This window comes from Campylobacter concisus, from assembly GCF_902460715.1.
Taxonomy (GTDB): Bacteria; Campylobacterota; Campylobacteria; order Campylobacterales; family Campylobacteraceae; genus Campylobacter_A; species Campylobacter_A concisus_AK.
This window is the reverse complement of the sequence record NZ_CABPUX010000002.1, coordinates 606,287-607,976: the sequence shown is the minus strand read 5'-3', so window position 1 is coordinate 607,976 and position 1,690 is coordinate 606,287. Positions and strand designations below refer to the sequence as shown.

Annotated in this window: 3 protein-coding genes; all 3 read left to right on the top strand. The window is 32.2% G+C overall.

Features of this window, described 5'->3' with window-relative positions; translation table 11 throughout:
- Positions 1-307: 307 nt before the first annotated feature.
- The gene (locus F3G91_RS08875; protein WP_149701326.1) at positions 308-511 is read left to right on the top strand and encodes a hypothetical protein; all 204 of its coding nucleotides are present in this window, start codon (positions 308-310) and stop codon (positions 509-511) included.
- Between the two features lie 130 nt (positions 512-641).
- A complete protein-coding gene (locus F3G91_RS08870) occupies positions 642-1,091 on the top strand; it encodes an SU10 major capsid protein (protein WP_188116823.1) in 450 nt (149 codons plus the stop codon).
- A gap of 221 nt (positions 1,092-1,312) precedes the next feature.
- Positions 1,313-1,690, top strand: a 378-nt coding sequence (locus F3G91_RS08865) for a Cj0814 family flagellar-dependent secreted protein (protein WP_411160732.1), incomplete at its 3' end; no start/stop codon positions are given.

The following is a 1,690-nucleotide window of genomic DNA, read 5'->3' as shown; positions in this document are numbered from 1 at the left end:
GTATAAAACATTGGTTTTTATTTTTTTAATTAGGTTTTATTGATTAAATGTAGTAAATTTTTTATATTTGTTTTTATGTTATTGGGTTATTCATCTTTTTAAATTTATTCTTCTCTTATTTAGATCTTTTAGACTAAATTTGACTTAAGGTTTTTCTAAAAAATAAAGACATGGCTAAAGTTGAACCATAAAAAAGTGTTATGATTGATTAATTTTTTATATTAAAGCTCCAATGTATATGTCTTTATAAAATTTGATATAAATTTTTTTAAAATTTTAACAATGTTTTTTATTTTTAAAATGAGCTATGAAGTTTGAGAACCCAAAGCTTAAACTACTTGATGCGATAGACACAAGCGGAGATAAAGTAGGCTTAGTTAAGAAAGTGTTATTAAACCAAGACATAAGCGACGGAGTAAAAGCTAAAGCAGTAAATAGGCTAAGTAAAAATAAAATTAGTCAAGGTGTAAAAAATAGCTATATATCTACTAAAAACTCAGACAATAATTAAAAGCCCTATCTTTAGGGCTTGCTCTCTTTTTCAAATCAAGTAAAAAATTTTTTATTTTCTCAAAATTGGGTAGATTTGGCACAGCCGTTAATGATAAATTGCCATTAAATTGCATAAAAGGAGCAAAAAAATGGCAATAACTACAACTGGGTTTCAAGCCCCAGCTACAAAAAGAGAAGGCTTAAAGCCCTCAGTCTATGAAAACATAATCTTAATAGGTGCTGACGAGACGCCTATACTTAAACTTATTGGCACTTCAAGTGTTAAAGGTATAGAACACTCCTCTCTAACTGACAGCTTAGCTGCCCCAAAGAAAAACGCACAGCTAGAGATTTCTGACTTTGATGATCAGATCAAATCAAGTGTGCAAAAAACTTCAAACGCGGTGCAAATTTTTACTTCAAACGTTAGTGTTTCAAGAAGTATGCAAGCAGTGGCTACTTATGGCGGTAAAGAGCTAGAGCGTGAGACTGCTAAAAGAGCGAAAGAGCATAAGCTAGATATGGAGTATGCTATCTTTAGTCTTGGTCGTGATGCTGATGTTAAAACCTCACTGATAAATTTACAAGTAAATTCCTAATCGGACTTGAAAACGGCAAAAGCATCACCACTAAAGAAATTTACAACATCACTTATCTTGAAAACGACCTAAAATTTAAAGAGCTATCTAGCAAAGATAGGCTTTATAAAAAGGTAGATACGAGAGTTTAGGAGTAAATTTATGCAAACTAAAAACCTTTGTAAAATAAATCTTTTCACAAAAAAGACGATATCTTTGGTATGAAGCTAAAAGGATATTAGATGATAAACGCACTTGGTAGCTATCCCTTAAATTTAGAGCAGAACATAAAGGTATCAACCAAAGTTGCCACTAAACAAACCAGCTCAGAGGTTTTAGGCTACAAGGTAGATAAGGATGGTTACTTTACAGATGAGTTTAATAAACAAGCTGGCATACCAAGTGATTATAAAATTCACTCAAGCACGCTGGAGTCATTAGTCAGGATAGCGACGCAGCCTGACTATATGCAAAGGGTTTTTGACAGCATCGATATACTAAAAACCGTAAATAATGCCTACAAAATCCTCTCACAAGTAGTTGGCGAAGACACGCTAAATTCAAAAGATAGCTTTAGCTTAGATGAGATAAGAAATTTCCCTCAAGGCTTTTCTTATGAT

What these genes read in the sequence shown, in the direction of transcription:
- F3G91_RS08875 (WP_149701326.1), top strand. Translation starts at nt 308, where the DNA reads ATGAAGTTTGAGAACCCAAAGCTTAAACTACTTGATGCGATAGACACA.
- F3G91_RS08870 (WP_188116823.1), top strand. Translation starts at nt 642, where the DNA reads ATGGCAATAACTACAACTGGGTTTCAAGCCCCAGCTACAAAAAGAGAA.